18 protein-coding genes are annotated in these 16,473 nt (G+C 59.3%); 2 read left to right on the forward strand and 16 right to left on the reverse strand.

Annotated elements, in window-relative coordinates:
- Positions 1 to 45 precede the first annotated feature (45 nt).
- Entirely contained in the window at positions 46 to 942 is an 897-nt protein-coding gene (locus tag IF205_RS02185; protein ID WP_259781653.1) for an AraC family transcriptional regulator, read from the reverse strand.
- Positions 943 to 1,143: 201 nt separating this feature from the next.
- Between IF205_RS02185 and IF205_RS02190 the strand changes: the two genes are divergently transcribed.
- Positions 1,144 to 1,602, forward strand: a complete 459-nt coding sequence (locus IF205_RS02190) for a hypothetical protein (protein ID WP_259781654.1) — start codon at positions 1,144 to 1,146, stop codon at positions 1,600 to 1,602.
- A gap of 1 nt (position 1,603) precedes the next feature.
- Here the strand turns inward: IF205_RS02190 and trmB are convergent, their stop codons facing one another.
- From trmB to IF205_RS02265, 15 genes are all read right to left on the reverse strand, one after another.
- Positions 1,604 to 2,293, reverse strand: a complete 690-nt coding sequence (gene trmB, locus IF205_RS02195) for a tRNA (guanine(46)-N(7))-methyltransferase TrmB (protein WP_259781655.1) — start codon at positions 2,291 to 2,293, stop codon at positions 1,604 to 1,606.
- Positions 2,294 to 2,327: 34 nt separating this feature from the next.
- Complete coding sequence (metK, locus tag IF205_RS02200; RefSeq protein ID WP_259781656.1) at positions 2,328 to 3,497, reverse strand: methionine adenosyltransferase; 1,170 nt, start codon at positions 3,495 to 3,497, stop codon at positions 2,328 to 2,330.
- 209 nt (positions 3,498 to 3,706) lie between these two features.
- Positions 3,707 to 5,281 carry an apolipoprotein N-acyltransferase gene (gene lnt / locus IF205_RS02205; protein ID WP_259781657.1) on the reverse strand — a complete coding sequence of 525 codons (1,575 nt, stop codon included), beginning with the start codon at positions 5,279 to 5,281 and terminating at the stop codon, positions 3,707 to 3,709.
- Positions 5,282 to 5,304: 23 nt separating this feature from the next.
- Positions 5,305 to 6,216, reverse strand: coding sequence for a hemolysin family protein (locus tag IF205_RS02210; RefSeq protein ID WP_259781658.1), 912 nt, complete (start codon positions 6,214 to 6,216; stop codon positions 5,305 to 5,307).
- A gap of 10 nt (positions 6,217 to 6,226) precedes the next feature.
- Positions 6,227 to 6,736: an rRNA maturation RNase YbeY gene (gene ybeY / locus IF205_RS02215; RefSeq protein WP_311195727.1), complete on the reverse strand. Its 510-nt coding sequence runs from the start codon at positions 6,734 to 6,736 to the stop codon at positions 6,227 to 6,229.
- Positions 6,733 to 7,731, reverse strand: a complete 999-nt coding sequence (locus tag IF205_RS02220) for a PhoH family protein (protein ID WP_259781659.1) — start codon at positions 7,729 to 7,731, stop codon at positions 6,733 to 6,735. Before IF205_RS02220 ends, ybeY begins: the two co-directional genes overlap by 4 nt.
- Entirely contained in the window at positions 7,728 to 9,122 is a 1,395-nt protein-coding gene (miaB, locus tag IF205_RS02225; protein ID WP_259781660.1) for a tRNA (N6-isopentenyl adenosine(37)-C2)-methylthiotransferase MiaB, read from the reverse strand. The genes IF205_RS02220 and miaB overlap by 4 nt, the downstream gene beginning before the upstream one ends.
- A 271-nt stretch (positions 9,123 to 9,393) precedes the next feature.
- Complete coding sequence (locus tag IF205_RS02230; RefSeq protein ID WP_259781661.1) at positions 9,394 to 10,275, reverse strand: lysophospholipid acyltransferase family protein; 882 nt, start codon at positions 10,273 to 10,275, stop codon at positions 9,394 to 9,396.
- Positions 10,268 to 11,125, reverse strand: coding sequence for a GNAT family N-acetyltransferase (locus IF205_RS02235; RefSeq protein WP_375542671.1), 858 nt, complete (start codon positions 11,123 to 11,125; stop codon positions 10,268 to 10,270). Before IF205_RS02235 ends, IF205_RS02230 begins: the two co-directional genes overlap by 8 nt.
- Before the next feature lie 156 nt (positions 11,126 to 11,281).
- A complete protein-coding gene (locus IF205_RS02240; RefSeq protein WP_259781662.1) occupies positions 11,282 to 11,869 on the reverse strand; it encodes a HupE/UreJ family protein in 588 nt (195 codons plus the stop codon).
- A 165-nt stretch (positions 11,870 to 12,034) separates the two neighbouring features.
- A complete protein-coding gene (locus tag IF205_RS02245; RefSeq protein WP_259781663.1) occupies positions 12,035 to 12,484 on the reverse strand; it encodes a Fur family transcriptional regulator in 450 nt (149 codons plus the stop codon).
- A 159-nt stretch (positions 12,485 to 12,643) separates the two neighbouring features.
- Entirely contained in the window at positions 12,644 to 13,066 is a 423-nt protein-coding gene (locus IF205_RS02250; RefSeq protein ID WP_259781664.1) for a Ros/MucR family transcriptional regulator, read from the reverse strand.
- A 341-nt stretch (positions 13,067 to 13,407) separates the two neighbouring features.
- Positions 13,408 to 13,872, reverse strand: coding sequence for a ribosomal protein S18-alanine N-acetyltransferase (rimI, locus tag IF205_RS02255; RefSeq protein ID WP_259781665.1), 465 nt, complete (start codon positions 13,870 to 13,872; stop codon positions 13,408 to 13,410).
- 1 nt (position 13,873) lies between these two features.
- The gene (tsaB, locus tag IF205_RS02260; RefSeq protein ID WP_259781666.1) at positions 13,874 to 14,566 is read right to left on the reverse strand and encodes a tRNA (adenosine(37)-N6)-threonylcarbamoyltransferase complex dimerization subunit type 1 TsaB; all 693 of its coding nucleotides are present in this window, start codon (positions 14,564 to 14,566) and stop codon (positions 13,874 to 13,876) included.
- Positions 14,567 to 14,583: 17 nt separating this feature from the next.
- Complete coding sequence (locus IF205_RS02265) at positions 14,584 to 15,168, reverse strand: malonic semialdehyde reductase (RefSeq protein ID WP_259781667.1); 585 nt, start codon at positions 15,166 to 15,168, stop codon at positions 14,584 to 14,586.
- A 207-nt stretch (positions 15,169 to 15,375) separates the two neighbouring features.
- Between IF205_RS02265 and IF205_RS02270 the strand changes: the two genes are divergently transcribed.
- The gene (locus IF205_RS02270; protein WP_259781668.1) at positions 15,376 to 16,434 is read left to right on the forward strand and encodes a polysaccharide deacetylase family protein; all 1,059 of its coding nucleotides are present in this window, start codon (positions 15,376 to 15,378) and stop codon (positions 16,432 to 16,434) included.
- Positions 16,435 to 16,473 lie beyond the last annotated feature (39 nt).

Consider the following 16,473-nt stretch of genomic DNA (forward strand, 5'->3'; position numbering starts at 1 on the left):
GGGGGCAGCGTCGAAGCAATCAGCCCAAAATCAGTCAGGATCGGCTCAAATTGTCTGTGCCGTGCCTTTTTGATATTCACTGGGCGCCAGACCGAAAACCTCGCGGAAACGGCGGGCGAAATAGCCTGAGGATTCATAGCCGCAGCTCAGCGCCACTTCCTGGATGCTCATTTCCGTGCGGCCGAGAAGGTCCCGGGCGCGCCGCATACGGGTTTCCGTCAACAGGGTGGTGAAACTTACCTCCCGCTCGCCAAGACGGCGTTTCAGGGTCGAGACACTCATCCCCGCCTCCCGCGCTGCCAGGGCCAGCGTCCAATTGCGGGCCGGTTCCTGGGCAATGCGGGCCATCAGGCGGTCGATCGGCTCTTCTTCCACAAGCCCCATGTAATGCATGGCCCCCGGCTCATGCAAAAGCAGCAGCAGAATTTCCTGGATGCGGTGTTCGACCACGGTGGAAAGCGCAATGCCTTCCTCCTTACCGCTGCGCACGAAATGCATGATCGCACTCCACAAAGGCGGGGTGGGATGCACATTCATGCAGGGCGTTTCCGGACGCGGGTGGTGCTGGCGCATCGCCTCGATCTCACCATGATAGGCCTGACGGAAATTTTCCAGCAGCGGTCCGCGCACCTCGATCATCATGGACAGATAGAGTCCGGTTTCCTCGTCAGGGATATTCACGGCATCACACCGCAGGCCCCGCGGCATCAGCATCACCATGCCCGGCCCGCATTCCTGAACAAAGCCGCCCGCGTGGATTTCCTTGGACCCTTTGATGATCAGCCCGATCAACGGAGTTTCCAGCGTAACATCCGCCACCCGTTCGCGGCGGCGGAATTTGAAGGCGCTGACATCGCTGATCTGCTGGCGCACTTCATCATCCCAGTCCTGCGGCAGGTCGATAAAGCTTTCCAGCGCCGAAAAAATATGACGTCCGTCCATGGAGGTCTCCCTTTGCATTCACCCTAAACGAGTGTGAATAGCTTGCAAAGGATTTCCTTTGTGTCTGTGGGGTTTAGCCTCCCCCAACCCGACGTAATGTCTCTTGCGTGAAAAAAAGCTCCGCTGTTGGGGCGGTGCGGGGTTCGATAAAAAGCTAATCAGACAGGAACGGTATAGTCCTGGATGAATGGTGAGAGGCCGATGACGGGTCCATTGCAAGACAGACAATCCAGCGCCCCGCGCGAGATGAGCGAGGCGGTCAAAATGCATTATCAGGATGCAGGCGACTATCTGCGTTTCGTCAAGAGGCAGGGCTGGCAGATCACCAATTATGTGCTGATGTCGCTCTTCGCGGTCTTTGTTGTGCATAAGGAACTGCACCCCGCAAAACCCGTGGAGAATTACGGGCTGATGGCACTGGCGACGGTTGCCACGCTGCTGGGCCTGTTTTACCTGCGCTCGATCCATAACGCGGCCCGCGATCTGCGCCGGAAGCTGCGCCATATCCATGAAGACTATTTCACGGCGGAAGAACGGGCGCGGCTGCTGATCGACAACGGACCACAGCGCGCCTATCCGGGCCCGGCCTTCACCTTCACCTTTGTCGGCATTATCGTGACCGGCTGGGCGATCCTGCTTTATCTGCTGTTGCGAAGCTAGCTCAGCTCCGCGCCTTCCGGCGGAAATGCAGATAATGGGGAATGCCCGCCAGGGCCTTGGTCTCATAACGGGTCTTGGGCCGGCCCTCCGGGCGCTCGTACCAATCGCCCGGCCCCTCGTCCAACCAGTCAAAATCACCATGAGTGGAGACATAATAGAGAATCCAGCGCACGTAATCCGCATGATCGCTGGCAACGATCAAATCGCCGCCATCTTTCAGCAGACGGCTGAAACGCGGCATGTTGTCGGGGCCAATCATACGGCGGAAGTTATGGCGCTTCTTGTGCCAGGGGTCCGGGAAAAGGACGAACATCCGGTCCAGGCTGGCATCCGGCAGCTTGTCCATGAGCAGACGCGCATCATCCGCATGCAGGCGCACATTTTCCAGGCCCTCGTCTTCCACATAGGCCAGCATGCGCGCCACGCCGTTGATAAATGGCTCACAGCCGATAAAGCCCAATTCCGGATGTCGGCCGGCCTGCCAGGCGAGATGCTCGCCCGCGCCAAAGCCGACTTCAAGCCAGACCTGTTCGGGCTTTTTGCCAAAGAGCGCTTCCATATCGACCTGCTCTGCGCTGAGGTCAGCGGAAAGCTCAGGCAAAAGCGTTTCGATCAGCTTCTGGTGCCGGTCGCGCAACGGCCGCCCTTTGCGGCGGCCGTAGAATTTTTCAGACTTTTGAATGTCCGACATATTTCCAACCTGGATGTTTGAAGGAAGGAGGCCCTTAGGACAGGGCCGCCTTCAAAGCGTCTACCAGATCGGTCTTCTCCCAGGAGAAGCTTCCGTCAGCACCCGGTGTGCGACCGAAGTGACCATAGGCCGCCGTCGGTGCATAGATCGGACGGTTCAACTGCAGATGTTCCCGGATGCCGCGCGGGCTGAGGTCCATGACTTCCTGAAGGGCACCAGCCAGTTTGGCTTCGTTGACGCGGCCCGTGTCGCCCATATGAACGTAAACGGACAGCGGCTTGGAAATGCCGATCGCATAGGAAAGCTGAATGACGCAGAAATCGGCCAGTTCGGCAGCAACGACGTTTTTCGCCAGATAGCGCGCCGCATAGGCCGCGGAACGGTCAACCTTTGTCGGGTCCTTGCCAGAGAATGCGCCACCGCCATGGGGAGCCGCACCGCCATAGGTATCCACAATGATCTTACGGCCGGTCAGACCGGCATCGCCATCCGGGCCACCGATCACAAAGCGACCGGTCGGGTTGATGTAAAGTTCGCTTTCCGGGCACATCCAGCCCTGCGGCAGAACCTTTTCAATATGCGGACGGACGATCTCGCGAACGTCGGCCTGGCTCAGATGCTCGGCATGCTGGGTGGAAAGCACGATGGAAGTCGCGCCGACCGGCTTGCCGTCTTTATACTGCAGGGTGACCTGGCTCTTGGCATCCGGCCCCAGACCGCTCTCGGGATTGGAATGACGCTCATCGGCCAGCGACTTCAGGATGCGATGCGAGAAGTCGATCGGTGCCGGCATCAGGCTTTCGGTCTCGTTGCAGGCGTAACCGAACATGATGCCCTGGTCGCCCGCACCCTCGTCCTTGTCTTCGCCTTCGTCAACGCCCTGGGCGATATCGGCGGACTGGTTGTGGACATAGCAATCCACATTCATGGTCTCCCAATGAAAACCTTCCTGCTCGTAACCGATGGATTTCACCGCTTCGCGGGCCTTGGCGATCATCTCGTCCTTGGTGACTTCCTGCGCACAACGCACCTCACCGGCCAGCACAACCTGCTGCGTGGTCGCCAGCGTTTCCACCGCAACACGCGAATAGGGGTCCTTGCTCAGGAACAGATCGACAATCTCGTCGGAAATGCGGTCACAAACCTTATCCGGATGTCCTTCGGATACGGATTCACTCGTGAACAGATAATCGCCTTTGGCCATTTCAGCTATGTCTCCTTCCCGCTCAAAATCGGGGAATGGCCGTCATTCACGGCCCGGTCAACGCCAAGGCGGCAGCGGCCGCCAGAAACACAATACCGGATAACGTACTGCTACCCGGGTCGACCGTTTTTGGCAGGATTATTCGAACGGGTCAACCGAAATATCGAATATTCCACTGAGACGAAACCCGGAAAATATCCCTCATGGGTTTAGTTTTGCCTGCGCCGTACTACCAGAATAACGATCCAGAAACCGGCAAGCACACCTAAAAACAACATGTTACCCGCGCGGCTGTAGAGCGTACGCCCGGCAATCGGGTCCGGCAGATGAAAATCGAGAACTCCGGCCGAACTCAGCGGCAGGCGGCCCAGCTCCCGGCCATAGGAATCGAAAACGGCGGAAATACCGGTATTGGCCGCCCGCACCATGGGCACGCCCTCCTCCACCGCGCGCACCCGCACAATCGCCAGATGCTGGTGTGGCCCCGCCGTCTTGCCATACCAGGCATCATTGGTGAGGTTCAGCATCCAGTCGGCGGGTTGATTGGGATTGATCACCGCACCGGGGAAAATCGCCTCGTAACAGATCAGCGGGCTGACCAGCGGCAATCCCGGCAAAGTCAGGCTGCGCGGCCCGGCCCCTGCGGAATAGTCGGCCACGCCGTGCGCCACCTTGTCGATGGGCAGGATCGATTTCAACGGCACATATTCGCCGAAGGGCACCAGATGGGATTTGTTGTAATTCTCGACCACCTCACCCTGTTTATCCACGACGACGATGCCGTTGTAATAGCGATAGCCGCGGGGCCGGGACGGGTCGGCCTCGCGCCGCGGCGCACCGGTGATCAGCAATCCGTCACGGGGCAGCAGAAAGCCAATGGACTGACGCGCACCCTCGTTCTCTTCCAGATAGAAGGTCGCCGCCGTCTCCGGCCAGATGATGGTTTTCACGCTGTCCGGGCGGTCTTCCACCGACATGCGCAGCTTGATTTCATAATTCCGGCGCTGAAACTCCCGCGCCCATTTTTCCTTTTGCGGAATGCCCGCCTGCACGATGCGCATGTCGGGTGCGGCGTCCAGCGCCAGAGCCGGGGCCTCCGCCAGACGTACGGCCCCGAAGGAAAGCGAGAGAACCGGCACCAGGATCGTAATCCCCAGCGCCAGAACGCGGGTTGGCCGGTGATCGATCACAAACAGCGCAGGCATGGCGGTCGTCACCATGACCAGCATACTGACGCCGTAAATCCCGACCAGGGACGCCACCTGGATCATAACGTCCGACGCGGCCCAGCCATGGCCGATCAGGTTCCAGGGAAAGCCGGTGAACAAAACCCCGCGCAGCCATTCAAACAGGCACCAGGCCAGCACAAAGGCAAAAACCCGGCTGACGGGCTTTTTGAAAAAACTGGCGGCCAGCGTGGTCAGCCCGGTATAGATTGCCAGGAAGGCGGGCAAGCCCATCGCCGCGAAAGGCACCATCCACCACAGGCGGTCTGAAAAGACGGTCAGCGCATGGCTGATCCAGTAGAGACTGAAGACGAAATAGCCGAAGCCGAAAAACCATCCCAGCCAGAAAGCGGTTTTCCGCTTTTCCACCCCGATCATCAGCCAGATCAGGCCGGGAAAGCTCAGGAACAGGACCGGCCATGCGCCGACCGGTGGCAGGGCAAGGGTGGCAAAGACACCCAGCAGAAAGGACAAGCCCAGGCGACGCCAGCCCGTCAACCGGCCCAAACCGGCCGCAATCGTCATCAACCCGGTCCGGGGCATCGCCAAAACCTGCATATTCCTGTCCGTCAGTTATTTATTCACATTTGATTGGGAAGATTTCGAATTCGTAACAATTTGATCCGGCGCGGGTCACCTTCCATGATCTCGAATTCGACGCCGGATTCCACATGGCGGATGATCTCGCCACGGGTCGGCACCCGGCCTGCAATATGAAAGACCAGCCCGCCCAGCGTGTCGATGTCTTCGTCGCGCTCTTCCTCGGTCATGAAGGCGCCGAACTGTTCCTCGAAATCCTCGATATCGAAACGCGCATCGGCGCGGAGCGTCCCGTCGGACAGCTTCGTCACACCGGGGCCCGCGTCCACGTCGTATTCATCCTTGATCTCACCGACGATCTCTTCCACCAGGTCCTCAATCGTGACCAGACCGTCGATCCCGCCGTATTCATCCACCACCAGGGCCATATGGCGACGGCTTTCGCGCATCTGCAGCAACAGGTCCAGCACACGCATACTGGGGGCGACAAACAGCACCTCACGACGCAAGCGGCGCAGGGAAAAGGCGGTTTTGGATTGGGTCGTCGCGCGCAGCACATCCTTGATATGGACCATGCCGATCATGTCATCGGCGGTGCCGCGATAAATGGGATAGCGCGAATGCGGATTGTCGACCATGGTCCGCACCACATCCTCCAGCGGCGTGCTCGCCTCGATGCTGATAATATCGGCACGCGGCACCATCACGTCATAGGCCGTTGTGTCACCGACCTTCAGGATATTTTCGAGGAGTTGACGTTCATCGGAGGCGATCGGCGTTTCCCGGTCGTCATGTTCCTCCAGAATTTCCTCGAAGGTGTCGCGCAGGTTTGAATCGCCATTGCGCCCCAATAGCCCGCGCCAGAAATTTTTGAATAAGCCGCCGCGCCTCGGCGGCTCGCTAGACTGTCCGGGCTCGGCTTTATCGCCACTCGATGCCTGAGCATCAGCCATGGTCTTGTTCCTACTCCTCATCCGGTGGCGTATGGTCGTCCCCGTATGGGTCCGCAATTCCCATGCCCGCCAGCAGTTCGATTTCCAACGCTTCCATCTCTTCCGCCTCGTCGTCCTCGATATGGTCGTACCCCAACAGGTGGAGCATGCCATGAACCACGAGATGACTTAGATGATGGTTAAAGCTTTTCGATTGTTCAAGGGCTTCACGCGCAACAGTTTCCTGCGCGAGCACAATGTCGCCCAGAAGACGCGGCGCATCCGGGACAGGAAAATCATCCTCGCCGGGAAAGGACAGCACATTGGTCGGCTTGTCCTTACCACGCCAGTCGCGGTTCAATTCCTGCACCATGGCGTCATCGGCCAGAACGAGACTGACCTCCGACGGGCGGCCCTCACCGGCCCCGCCGGGCGCGGTCCAGGCGCATTCAATCGCCGCCAGACAGACCGCCTCCGCACCCTCGGGCCAGTCCCCCGCAGGGCGCGCGGAATCCACCTCGATCTCGGGCAGAGAAGTCACAGGTCCATATCCCACTCGACACCTTCGGCGCGCATATGCTGGTCATAGGCATCAACGATCTTGGAGACCAGCGGATGGCGCACAACGTCCACCTTGGTAAAGCGAAGGATCGCCACTTCCTCGATCTTGCGCAGGGTCTCAATGGCATCGCGCAGGCCGGATTTCTGCCCGTGCGGCAAATCCACCTGGGTGATGTCACCGGTGACCACCATGCGGCTGTTCTCGCCCAGACGGGTCAGGAACATCTTCATCTGAACCGGCGTCGTGTTCTGCGCCTCGTCCAGCAGCACAAAGGCGTTTTTCAGCGTCCGGCCACGCATGAAGGCCAGCGGCGCGATCTCGATGATGCCGTTTTCGATCTTCCGGTTCACCTGATCGGCAGGCAGCGTCTCATAAAGCGCGTCATAGATCGGGCGCAGATAGGGATCGACCTTTTCCTTCATATCGCCGGGCAGGAAGCCCAGACGTTCGCCCGCTTCCACCGCCGGACGGGTCAGGATGATCTTGTCCACCTTGCCCGCAACCAGCATGGAAACCGCCATACAGACCGCCAGATAGGTCTTGCCGGTACCCGCCGGGCCCATGCCGAAAATCAGTTCGCGGTTGCGGATTGCCTCGATATAGGCGGCCTGAACCGGGGTGCGCGCCGCCAATGTCTTGCGCGGCGTGCGAATGATCGATTCCTGCTTGCCAAAAAGGTCCTTGGGCGCATCCGCCATGCGCATGGCCGCCGCCACATCCGCGCCTTCCACCGGCTCGCCCGACCGGACCCGGTCATACAGACGGCTCAACGCATCCTTCGCCAGGCTGACCGCATCCTCCGGGCCGTCGATCGCGACCTGGTTCCCTCTGTTTATCAACGACACGCCCAGCGCTTTTTCGATCTGCACCAGGTGCTTGTCATGTTCACCAAACAGGGCCGGTAAAAGCCGATTGTCATCAAACTGCAGGAAAACAGGCGCGTTGTCCTGTGCCGGCGTGTGCGTTGTGGTCAAGCGAGGGCCCTCTTCCTTTCCAGGGGTTCATCTTCCGAACCGGCCATGACCGGCTCGCCGAACAGACTATGACCTTTGGTTTCCGTAATACGGCATTCGATAATGCTGCCGATCAGACGGTCGGGACCGTCGATATGAACCGGCTGCAGGTAAGGCGACCGGCCCACAAGCTGGCCCGGCATACGGCCTTTCTTTTCGAACAGGACCGGGATCGTCTTGCCCGGCATGGACTGGTTGAAGGCTGCCTGCTGTGCCTCGAGAAGCTGTTGCAGGCCCTTCAGGCGTTCGTCCTTGACCGCCTCTGAAAGCTGGTCTTCGACCGCAGCGGCGGGCGTGCCCGGACGGGCGCTGTATTTAAACGAGAAGGCACCGGCATCATAGCCGACCTTCTGCACCAGTTTGATGGTGTCCGCAAAATCCTGATCGGTCTCGCCGGGGAAGCCGACGATGAAATCCGACGACAGCGCCAGGTCGGGCCGCGCCTCGCGCAGCTTGTCCACCAGACGGAAGTAATCATCGGCGGTATGTTTGCGGTTCATCGCCTCCAGCATCCTGTCCGAGCCGCTTTGTACCGGCAGGTGCAGATAGGGCATAAGCTGCGGCACCTCGCCATGGGCGCGGATCAGGTCGTCATCCATGTCGCGCGGATGGCTGGTGGTGTAACGGATACGCTCCAGACCGTCGACATCGGCCAGCGCACGCACCAGACGGCCCAGGCCCCATTCCTTCCCGTCGGCGCCTTCACCGTGATAGGCGTTCACATTCTGGCCCAGCAGGGTGACTTCACGCAGGCCGGCGGCCACCATGCGGCGGGCCTCGTCGATAATGGACTGCGGACTGCGCGAGGCTTCCGCCCCACGGGTATAGGGCACCACGCAGAAGGTACAGAATTTGTCGCAGCCTTCCTGGATCGTCAGGAAGCCGGTCACACCGTCCACCTTGGTTTCTTCCGGCAGGAAGTCGAATTTATCCTCGACCGGGAAATCCGTATCCAGAACCTTTTCACCGGCAGCCCGGCTGGCCTGGGCGATCATTTCCGGCAGACGGTGATAGGTCTGCGGCCCGAAGACCATATCCACCTGCGGCGCACGCGCCATGATCTCTTCGCCTTCGGCCTGGGCGACGCAACCGGCCACCGCCACCAGCATCCGGCCACCACCTTCGGCCTTGCGGTCCTGCAACGGGCGGATACGGCCCAGCTCGGAATAAACCTTTTCCGCCGCCTTTTCCCGGATATGGCAGGTATTCAGGATCACCATATCGGCGTCATCCATATCCTGGGAGACTTCATAGCCGATCGGCGCTAGGACATCCGCCATACGCTGGGAGTCGTAGACGTTCATCTGGCAGCCGTAGGTTTTGATGAATAGCTTCTTGGTGTTGCTGGTCACGTCAGGCCGTCCTCTGCATCGCTATATCCACGGCCCCCGCGGAGCGGTCCATGGCTTTGTGCAATGCTGCTTTGAAATTCGTTGGCCGGGGAACATGCCCGGCGCCGCACTAGTGCGGCCTTCGGATAAGCCGTTTTGGTCCTGAAAGTCAAATAAAACCGACGTTCCAATTCGTTCCAACCCGTCCTTTGCAGTCTGAGACACCAACGATTTTTCGGCCCGTGACAACGCAGCTTTCAACATCATGCGTTGCAACAGAGATAGAATACCATCATTTAGCGTTTTCCGACAAGGACGCTGACGGCAGGGCCGCCACCGGACCCACGTCGGCCAATCCGTTGTTGAGGACCTGTGTCACACCGTGGTCTACCGCCATCTCGCAATGTCTGGCCAGTTCCTTGCGGCCTTTGAAATCACCCAGCCGCACCGGTTCATGCAGGATCACATCGACGCCAAGCTTGCCCAGCCCCAGCCAATGCCAGAGATGCCCGCCCATCTCCATATCGCCATACCAGGCATAATAGGGCCTGATCCAGCGTTCCATGGGGATATTGTCAAAGCGGCTGTAGGCAATCGAGACCGGCTGAACCCAGACCTGTTCACCATCGCATTCCGCATTCGCCGCCTCGAACAGGCTGCTTTTGAAGGGCAAGACGCGGCTGCCGTCTGAACTGGTGCCTTCCGGGAACAGGATCAGGCTTTCGCCCTTTTCCAGATGACTGCGCAGCTCGTCACGCTGGCCCGCCGCCCGGCGCGCCCGGCGTTCCACAAAGACGGTGCGCTGCAATTTGGACAGATAGCCGAAAATCGGCCAGCCCGCCACTTCGGCCTTGGCGACAAAGCTGCAATCGATCAGCCCGCCCAGCGCGATGATATCGATATAGGAAACATGGTTGGCGACAAAGATCGTCGGCCCCTTGGCGGGTTCAGCGCCGTGAACCTGCACATCCACCCCCGCGAGGCGGCAGACCCTGGCATGCCATTCCCGCGTCACCCGGCGCGGCATGGGCCTGCGGGTCACCACCTCAGGCAGGCGGCTGACCAGTTTGGCCAGGGTATAGCCGATGATGCGTGACGCCCGGAGCCCCGCCAGCGTGGTGGACGGTCGAATGCCTCCCTGCCGGTGCGGGGGCTCCAGAGTGAGGTCAGTCATTGCCCGTTCGTTTTGCATAGTGCTTGTAATACCGATCAGTCACCTGTTTGGTCTCAACCACCACACAAACGTCGACCGTGTTGAACTGCGGATCAATCACCGCACCATCCCCGATATAGCCACCAAGGCGCAAGTAGCCCTTGATCAGTGGCGGCACCGCGCGCAGCCCCTGTTTCATGTCGATTTCTTCCGCCGGAATACGGTTCATCGGCACATATTGGTCAGGCAGGGCCGCCGGGCGACGATCTTCAGGCGCCAGATGGTTGTGGTAGAGGTAGGAAAGCGGCAGGGCCAGTGCCTCCACATCGTTGCCCGGCATGCTCGCGCAGCCGAACATCACCTCGATGTCGTAATGGAAGACATAGGCCGCGATCCCGCGCCATAACAGTTCCATCACCTGACGCGTGCGGTAGTCCTCATCCACGCAGGAGCGGCCCAGCTCCAGCACTTCCCCGGTGAAGGTCTTCTCAAGGGCGGAGATGTCATATTCGTCTGCGGAATAGAACTGGCCCAGCTTGGCCGCCGCCTCGCGCCGGATCAGGCGATAGGTGCCGACAACGGCATCCACCCCGGTTCCGCGATCATGATCCAGCACCAGAAGGTGATCCGCCACATCGTCAATCTTGTCGAAGTCGCGCCGTGCCGCCGCCATTTGCGCCGTCGGCTTGGCCTTCATTTCTTCATAGAAAACCTGATAGCGCAGGCGCTGTGCCGCAGCGCGTTCCTCGTCACTTTCCGCCAGCCGGATTTCCATGGACCCCGTGGTAATGGGGTCCGCAAAAGGACCCGATCGGGAAGGGTCTTCGCCGTCGTTAGTGATATCGACCGCTGGCTGTTGCGTTACTGTCATGTACTCTTTCCGCAATTCTCTTGGTAGCCTGATGTTATATGATGATTATGTGACGGGATTATGTCACCGATAGCAGGTTACCCCAATACCCTATCGACAAAATGAAAGGGACGCGGCCCAAAGGCCACGTCCCCACCATAGAATGTAACGGTTTTATTAACCGAACAGCATCATCGCGCCCGCACCGGCAACCGCCGCACCGCCAAAACGCAGCAACTTTTCGGAGGCACCCTTGGTCACGGCATAGCCCAGGCCGATCCCGGCCCCATGCAGAAGCGCGGTCGCCAGGGCAAAGCCCAGACCATAGAGCAGGCCACTGGCCGCAGCCGGCATTTCAGCACCATGCGCATGGCCGTGGAATACGGCAAAAGCCGCCACGATCGCCATGGCGACGCCAGTGTGCATACGCGGGTTCCAGGCAACCAGCGCGCCCAGCGCCAGAACGGAACCGGCGATACCGATTTCAACCGCCGGCAGCGAACCGCCGGCCATGGCAAAGGCACCGCCAAGAACCATGGCGCCGACAAAGGCCAGCGGTACGGCCCAGAGCGCACGCCCACCCTGCAAACCGGCCCAGAGGCCCACAGCCACCATCGCCAGCAAATGATCCATCCCCAACAGCGGATGGGTGAAACCATGGGCAAAGCCCGCGGTCGAACCAACACCGGTGTGGGCCTGCGCCGCACCGGCAACTACCATGGTCACGCCCGCCAGGGCAGACGCCTTCATCAATGTCTTCATCATACCACCTATATCTCGCGAAGATCCCCTACTGCGGCCAGCATTAGAGAAGGACCGCACTGTTGTCTATACTATATGAGACAGGAATTTTCCCCGACGGACCATAAGAAAACCGCCATCCGGTACGAATGGCGGTCTGCTCGTCAGGACTAACGTAAGACGTTAGCTCTATTTGTCTTTCTTGATCGGCGTGCCGTAAAGCTCCAGCCGGTGATCCACCAGCCGATAGCCCAGCTCGCGCGCCACCAGATCCTGCAGCTTCTCGATTTCCTCATTCTGGAATTCGATGACTTCGCCGGTCTCGATATTGATCAGGTGGTCGTGATGGTCTTCGGAAACTTCCTCGTAACGCGCGCGACCGTCACCAAAATCGTGACGGGTGAGGATTTCGGATTCCTCAAACAGGCGCACAGTACGATAGACGGTTGCAATGCTGATCCGCGGGTCGACTTCGGTCGCACGTTGATACAACAGCTCTACATCCGGATGGTCGTCGGATTCTGACAGCACACGTGCAATCACGCGGCGCTGTTCGGTCATCTTCAACCCTTTTTCGGCGCAAAGCTTTTCGATGCGATGGGGATCCCGGTCTTCATGTGCGGGCTGTACGGTCGTCATCAGCTCATCCAGTCTCGTTCGTCAAAACTATTGTTCCCTGCGGCTCACAAACTACCGGTCCCCACGGTAAAATCAAGCCGACTTGGATCTTCAGATATGTTTAGCCACGCAACAAAATCAAATAGCGCGTGGCAATCAACGTTTCCCGCGACCGACGCCCTAGCGGCGGCGCGGTTTTGTCCCGAGTCCGATCTCTTTCGCCAGACGCGACCGCTGTTTGGCATAATTCGGCGCAACCATCGGATAATCCGACGGCAGCCCCCAGCGATCACGGTATTCGTCCGGCGACATATTATAAGCCGTTTTCAGGTGACGCTTCAGCATCTTGAGCTTTTTACCATCTTCAAGGCAGATAATATAGTCAGGCGTCACCGATTTCTTGACCGACACGGCCGGCACCGGTTTATCCGGCTGAACTTCCTGTGCCTGCCCAAGATTATTGAGGGTTTTGAACACATCCTCGATCAGCATCGGCAGGTCGTTGACGGCGACCGTGTTGTTGGCGACATGCGCCGAGACGATATCGGAGGTGAGCTCCAGCATTTCTGCCTTGCTCAATTCTTTTTCCGGTGCTTCCGACATATCAACCGTCCTTTTCTGTTACTTACGGACCGTAAATCTATTCTTTGTTGCCCAGGGTCATCTCAAACAAAAATTCTGCTCGTCTTGCGTTTGCAACGCCCCCGGCAAGTTGGTTACCTCTCGCATCGCTTATTCGGCGAATACCAGAGAAACGGCCCCGCTAACAATCCATCTCCAATTATTATAGGTATGAATTCTGCTTTTACAAATAATGAAGACAGTATTTTCTGTACTTTTGTCACTTTTTTAAGATCGACAACCAAGAAAACGGGGCAATCAGTCCAGTAGCAAAGCCAAGTACTGTTAGGGATGTTGAATGTAGGGAAGTAATCCGAAGAGCTTCAGCCGGTCAGGCCAACCTTCATCACATGAGCATCCACGCGGCTGCGGTCCGCGCGGCGGTAATAATTCTTACGTAGCCCGATATGTTCAAAGCCCAGTTTCAAGTAAAGACGGAGCGCGCCCGGATTGTCCGCCCCGACCTCCAAGTATAGAACCGTTGCTTTCTTTGCCGCCGCCGCCATGGCTGCCCGCATCAGGGTCTCGCCCAGGCCACGGCCCTGATGGGCCGGGTCCACGCCGACCGTTATGATTTCCGCCTCGTCCAGGATCACGCGCCAGACCACAAAGCCGACGACACGCCCTTCGGACACCGCCACAAGGCCGTCACTGCCACTGGTTTCCACCAGATCGCGCAGGGCCGGTTCCGGATAGGGCTCGTCAAACACCGACCCATAGACCGGCACCGCCTGATCGAAAGTTACCCCGTCCAGGGCTGTAAGGGAGATGTCTTCCCGGTCGGTCATATCAATTGCGCAGCGGCGGCAACGGTTTGGGCTGCGAGACATCCGGCGGCCGCAGATAGAGCGGGGCCGGGGGAAGATCGAAAGTTGAAGGCGGTTCCTGCGCAAGGCGTACTGCCGCCAGACTGGCAACCACCGCCGCGTCAGGCTGGTTCGGGCTGTCGGCCTGAACCACATCGCAGCCCGCCTCGATCAAATCCGGCATCACCCGCGCCGCGCCATCACCGCACAACTGGGTGGGCCTGCCGTCCAGCCAGGCCGCCACCTGGTCCACCGGCAGGGCTTGCGGGCCTGCAAGGCTGTTGATCCCGGCATCGAAAAGTTCCGCGTAGATATCGGCGCGTTTGGTTTCCACAAGCGCCAGAACCTGCCGGTCGGTCTTGCCCGCCATGGCCGCCAGGACGCGGGTGGTCGTCACCCCGATCACCGGCTTGCCAAGGGCCAGACCATAGCCGCGCGCCGCGGACAGGCCGATCCGGATGCCGGTGAAGGCACCGGGACCGACCGTGGTCGCAACCGCGTCCACCGCCGCCATGGACAGGCCGGACCGGGCAACCACATCATCCACCATCGGCACCAGCCGTTCCGACTGTCCCCGCTGCATCGCCTCAAAAGCATGGGCCAGGACTTCCCCGTCACGCCACAGGGCGACGGAACAGGAAGCACAGGCACTATCGAGGGCAAGGATTGTCGTCACGGCTGTTACCTTCTGTCTCAGATGATCTCGCAGACCTGATCGAAATCGAACCGTGGACCGCGCGGATGAAGGCCCGCCGGATCGCCATAACCGATATTGATCAGGAAATTGGCCTTGAAGCCGCTTTCGGAGAAGAAGGCCTCGTTGACCATTGCCTTGTCAAAGCCCGACATCGGCCCGCAATCAAGCCCCATCGCCCGGCAGGCCAGAATGAAATAGCCTGCCTGCAGGTTACCGTTGCGCACCGCGGTTTCCTTGGCCAGGTCCGCATCCTTGGCGAACAGGTCGCGTGCGCCGTCGAACGGCGGGAACAGGAACGGCATATGTTCATAGAACTTCGGGTCGTTGGCGATAATCGCCGTCGCGGGGGCCGCCATGGTTTTCGCCAGATTCCCTTCGGCCATGGCCGGGCGCAGCTTTTCCTTGGCGCCCTGGCTGCGCACGAAAAGGATGCGCATGGGCGAGCAGTTCATGCTCGTCGGCCCCATCTTCGCAAGGTCGAAAGCTTTCTTCAGCAGCTCATCCGGAACCGGCTTGTCCGCCCAGGCATTATGGGTTCGGCCGTCGTGGAAAAGCACATTCAGGGCATCTTCGTTAATCATATTTCTGTCCTGTTATCAGCGTGTCTTTCATTTTCCCGTTCGGGTGTCCCATTTCCCTTGGCGTCATACCTGCGACGCAAAGCCCCCCTTGGCAAGGGGAAATAGCGCGTTTCCAAGTGATTTTAAGCAATTTCTGTGGCTTACGGGCAGTTATGTCGCTAAATTCAGATATATGAGTAATGTTGGGTGTAATGGTGTTTAACTGAAATGGGTAAAGCCTGTCTTTCCTGGACCGCAATCACCCGGACCGTATTGGCCGGGATGCTTGCATTGATAACCCTTGGCGGGGCCGCGATGGCGCAAATGCGGGAAAATTCCGCCGTGATCATCATGTATCACCGCTTTGGCGAGGATCAATATCCCTCCACCAATGTGCGCATGGAACAGCTCGACGCCCATCTCGCGGACCTGACGAGCGACCGTTTTCACGTCAAGCCGGTCAGCGAAATCGTCGATGCGATCCAGGCGGGCCGCGTCCTTCCCGACCGCACCATTGGCATCACCATCGACGATGCCTTCAAATCCGTATTCGAAAACGGCTGGCCCAAGCTGAAAGCCGCCGGTGTGCCTGTAACGTTATTCGTCGCCACCGGCCCTGTCGACGAAGGCCAGGCGGACTATATGACCTGGGATCAGATCCGTGCGATGCACAAGGCGGGCGTCACAATCGCCGCCCATGGCGTCCATCACGCACATATGGCGGGCATGTCCCCTGAAAAGGCCGCCTATGAGATCAGCCATTCCATTCTGCGGATTGAAGAAGAGATAGGCGAGAAGCCGACGCTTTTCGCCTATCCCTATGGCGAAGCGGGCGAGGCCCTGATGAAACAGGTCGCCAGCACCGGCATCAAGGCTGCCTTTGGTCAACATTCCGGCGCAATGACGCTCGCCGACGACCAGATGTATCTGCCGCGCTTTCCCATCAACGAACGATATGGGGAACAGGAACGCTTCCACCGGGTGGTCATGAGCCTGGGACTGGCGGCAACGGACCGTCTGCCGTCCGACCCGCTGCTGGGCAACGAGGAAGGCGACAATCCACCTGCCATCGGCTTTACCCTGCCGGATGCCATGAAACGCAAGACGGAACTGGCCTGCTATCAGTCCCGGACGGGTAAGGTGGAAAATATCCAGCGACTGGGGCCCAACCGGGTGGAACTGCGCTTCGACGATCCCTTCCCGGCGGGGCGCACCCGCGTCAACTGCACGGTACCCGGTCCTAACGGCCGGTGGCGCTGGCTGGGCATGCAATTCTTCCGGCCCTGACCGGACGAGAGAGAAAAACGGGCGCCAGAGAGAAACAGG

Origin of the sequence: Aestuariispira ectoiniformans (assembly GCF_025136295.1) — a bacterium.
Classification (GTDB): Bacteria; Pseudomonadota; Alphaproteobacteria; order UBA8366; family Aestuariispiraceae; genus Aestuariispira_A; species Aestuariispira_A ectoiniformans.